The sequence below is a fragment of the uncultured Fretibacterium sp. genome (assembly GCF_938040765.1).
Taxonomy (GTDB): Bacteria; Synergistota; Synergistia; order Synergistales; family Aminobacteriaceae; genus CAJPSE01.
Window position 1 is genome coordinate 1 of sequence record NZ_CALIAA010000077.1, and the last position, 2524, is coordinate 2524.

Genomic DNA, 2524 nt, shown 5'->3' on the forward strand with positions numbered 1-2524 from the left:
ATTCAATTTACCCCTGAGGGTAAAGCATTGTACGAGTGGACAGGGGGTATCGTCTCGTCGATGGAGGAAATTCCCAAGCGCCTGCGTGCCTTGAAAAATTTACAATATGGAGACGGCAAACTGGTTGTTGGAACGACTGAAAATGCAGGTATGGTCCTCTCGAGACATTTGGAGAAATTTAGTCGTGTTTTTCCGGGGATACGCATAAAGGTAGGAATCGGAAGTGAAATAGCGTTGAAGCAGGAGTTGCTGGCCAACGAGTTTGACTTTATCGCTGTCGATGAAATTTTTGAGGGAACTCGTGATACGGGTTTTCCTGCCAGAACCTTGATGGGGGGATTGAGCGGTTTTTCCTTGATCCTCCCCACCTGGCATTTATGGGCACGCCGTTCTTTGGTCTCACCCCAAGATCTTTCCGATGAGGTGTTCTTGATGCACGCACAGGCCCCCTCTCTGCGCTCTTATGTAGAACAATACTTCCTTCTGAACAGAGTTGCCCCGAGAGATATCATTGAGGCAGGCAGTACCGATATGATCAAATTGATGGTAGCCAACGGCATGGGGGTGTCCATCGTCGGGGATATAGCCCTGAGCAATCGGTGCCGTCCGGCTGGAATTAAGGTCTTGGCCCTTAGAGGTCTGGAGGAACTTAAGCGCCACGTTTGGCTCCTTTATCCTCCCAACAAGGAGATTGGTTATACGGCTTGGGCGTTCCTGCGATTGATGGAGCCGGATGGCACCGATGTTGCTGTGGAAATTGGATGAGTATCGGATATGCTTTCTTCTGCTCGATGTGAGGGGAGCCCAGTTGTATGAAAGCCGCCGCCAGGGATTGATTCTGGCTCTAAAGGCAGGCTTTCGGTATACTGTGTCCGGGGGACATATAATTTGCGTATTTCTCCTCATTTGATGTTATACTGAAATATGCTGTGAGTCGTTCGGCCCATTGGAATTGGGTACTAGGACAGGTCCTGTTCGTTCCCGGTTTACCCGGCCGGGATCGGGCAAGTGCGTTTGCGTCATCGGGAGGATGGCATGGAACGAGGAAACGCGTCATGAAATTGCAGAAAAAAATCTTCCGGGCCATCGTGGGGATCCTCCTGGGGCTCTCATTGGTCATGAGCGCGACCACGACCCACAGGACCGTCAAGGCGTTCGAGGGTATGGAGCGCCGCTTTTTCGAACAGGACATGTTTCTTCTGCAGAAGTACATCGACGACGAGGTCAACCGCCTGACCGGCTACGTCGCCGACTGGGGCGCGTGGGACGCCATGTACTCCTTCATGGAGACGCGGGACAACCTGCGCTTCGAGGAGCTGCTGACCGGGATGAGCCTTCGGGCGCTGGACATCGATTTTCTGGCGGTGCTCGACCGGGACATGAACATCGTGGTGGGGTACATGATCAACGAGCTCGGCCGCGAGGTCCCCCTGAGCAACGAGGCGCTGCGGCGGCTCAAGGCGGTGGGACCGCAGTTTCTGGCGATGGAGCCCGGGGCGTCCGATTTCGGCCCCGACGAGCGGACGCTTTCCCCCCATTTCATGAACCTGGACGGCGGCACGTACCTTTTTGGAAGCAATCCTATCCTGATGACGAACTGGAGCGGCCCCGCAAGGGGCGTGATCATCGTCGGGGTGGATTTTGCGAAGCGGCTGAAGCAGATATCGGAGACGCTCGGGAGCCCCTGCGAATTCCTCCCCGTCCCTCTCCAGCGATACCCGGACCGCTGGAGCCGAAGCGTCGCCATCGAGGAGTCGGCGGAGGGACAGGCCCTGGTGTGGCAGACGCGCAGCGCGGTCATAGGCTCCGATGAGCCTTACGCCCTGATGATCCGCACCTCCCGCGACATCTACAACGAGGGCAAGAGAGCGGTCTACAATTCCTACCTCTGGATCTTCCTCAACGGCATCGTCGTCGTGGTGGCCGTGATGGAGCTTTTGTCCCGCCTGGTCCTCGAGCGCCTCGAAAAGCTGCGGGAGGTCGCGGACACGATCACCGAGGAGCTCAGCCTGTCCCTTCGCGTCCCCGTGACCCGGGACGACGAGATCTCGGACCTCTCCCGGTCCTTCAACGTCGTCTTCGGGACGCTTGAGCACATTGTTATGAACATCCCGGATGCCATGATCCTCTGCACCCCGGAGGGAGGGGTCATCCTGGCGAACCTCCAGGCCCGGAGGCTCCTCGGCCTGGAGGATGGAGCGTCTCGGAACGGCAGGGGGATGCCGATAGAGGCCCTGGTCCGGAGGAACGGGGAGGGCGCCGCCCGTTCGGAGAAGGAACAGGATGTCTACGAGGCCTTCCTTTGTTCCCTGAGCGGCGTGGAGATCCCCGTCGAGATCCATCAGCGCTCCATCACCTTCGGAAAGCGAAGGCTGATCCTCTTCCTGGCGCGGGACCTGACGGACCGCAAGCGCCTCGAGATGCGGCTCGCCTGGAAGCTCTATTACGACGACCTCACGGGGCTCCCCAACCGGACGTCGCTTGTCGAGGCCATAGGCGATGCCCTGAAGAAGGCGGCGCCCAA

Annotated in this window: 2 protein-coding genes; both read left to right on the forward strand. The window is 57.9% G+C overall.

Annotated features, from left to right (window positions below; translation table 11 throughout):
• A partial coding sequence (locus Q0176_RS02890) for a substrate-binding domain-containing protein (protein ID WP_299299080.1) occupies positions 1-765 on the forward strand: 765 nt, incomplete at its 5' end.
• 290 nt (positions 766-1055) lie between these two features.
• Positions 1056-2524: CHASE4 domain-containing protein (locus Q0176_RS02895; protein WP_299299082.1), on the forward strand; the 1469-nt coding region annotated here is incomplete at its 3' end.